Genomic DNA, 1,527 nt, shown 5'->3' with positions numbered 1-1,527 from the left:
CATGCCGCGCGGCGATCCGGGCGATCGCCTCGCGGTCCGCGAGCGCCGACTGGAACTCGACCACCCGGGCGTCACCGGCATCCACCAGGGCGCGCCCGGGGCGGGCCGGATCGAGCCGGGCAGCGCGATCGACACCGAGCACGGCGACGCTGTCGGCGCGCTCGAGGACGCGCAGGGACACCCGGATGCCGCAGTTCGCGCTCACCTGCTCCCGGACGACGCCGTTCGGGCGCTGCGCCGCGAGCACGAGGTGCACGCCCAGCGATCGGCCGCGCGCCGCGACATCCGCCATCACCGCGCCGAGTTCGCCGAAGCGCTCGATCATCGCCTGGAACTCGTCGATGACGACGACCAGTCGCGGGAGGTCGGCATCGGCGGGCAGCTCCACGATGCTCCGCACGCCTGCGGCGGCCAGCACCCGCTCCCGATGGCGCAGTTCCGCCCGGATGCTCTCGACCGCCCGGGCCGCCTCGTCCTCGTCGAGGTCGGTGACCAGGCCGGTCACGTGCGGCAACCCGCGGACCGGCTCGAACGACGCGCCGCCCTTGAAGTCGACCAGCAGGAACGCCACCCGGTCGGGCGCGTGGCGTGCGGCCATCGCCGCGATCCATGCGACGAGGAGTTCGCTCTTGCCGCTGCCGGAGGTCCCCGCGACCAGGGCGTGCGGGCCCGCGACGAGGTCGATCACGAGCGGACCGCCGAAGCCGACCCCGACGGTCGCGGCGAGGCTCGAGCGATCCGCTGTCGGATCCGGATCCGGCAGGAGGTCGCCCAGCCCGACGGAGTCCGGGAGCACCGGCGAACCCGATGCGATGCCGGCACGCGTCGCGACCCGGGCGAGCCGGTCCGCCGCGCTCCGAGCCTCCGCCACGGAGAGGAGTTCCGGCGCGACCGCGCGGGGCGCCGCGCCGGTGACCTGGACGAGCGCATGTCGCGGTGTCGTCACGTGGACCACGGTCCGCAGCCCGGGCGGGAGGGACGCGACGTCGGATGCGATCGCGATCAGGTCGCCTTCGCCGTCGCGGTCGTTCGCTCCGACGGGCGTCCTCGGCGCGTGGCCGCCGTCGGCTCGGGCATCCGCCTCGACGACGCGGAGGACTGCGGCGCCCGCCCCCGAGGCCCGATGCGGAAGGGCGGCGAGCCACTCCCAGCCCGCCGTGGGCCCTGCGACGCGGCAGCTCGACGGATCGGTCGCCTCTGCGACCTGCAGGATCGCGGCGCGCGCCGCAGCCCGCGCCAGCGCCGGTTCCCCGGTGAAGCCGATTCCACCCCCGAGCGTCACGAGCACGGGTGCGTCGGCGAGCAGCGCGGCCCCGGCGACCAGGCGAAGGGCGTCGGGATCCTCGCCCGGCGCGCCTTCGATCGTCACGCGACTCGCGACCGTGCCCGATCCGATCACCACCGCCTCGGGCGGCCTCGCCCCCCAGGGCGGAGCACCGCGACCCGGCAGCGAGCGAGCGGCGGGCATCTCCCGCCATGCCGCCGCGCGCTCGAGGTCGTGACGCCGTGCCACCTCCGCCCGGAGCC

The 1,527-nt window shown here is 76.1% G+C and carries 1 protein-coding gene; it reads right to left on the bottom strand.

The genetic code is table 11. The features are described 5' to 3' along the window. The coding region (locus ESO86_RS16785) for an FtsK/SpoIIIE domain-containing protein (RefSeq protein ID WP_277985247.1) at nucleotides 1–1,369 on the bottom strand (1,369 nt) is incomplete at its 3' end. Nucleotides 1,370–1,527 lie beyond the last annotated feature (158 nt).

The organism is Agromyces binzhouensis, from assembly GCF_004135055.1.
Classification (GTDB): domain Bacteria; phylum Actinomycetota; class Actinomycetes; order Actinomycetales; family Microbacteriaceae; genus Agromyces; species Agromyces binzhouensis.
The sequence above is the reverse complement of the archived record's forward strand: the minus strand, read 5'-3'. Positions and strand labels throughout refer to the sequence as shown.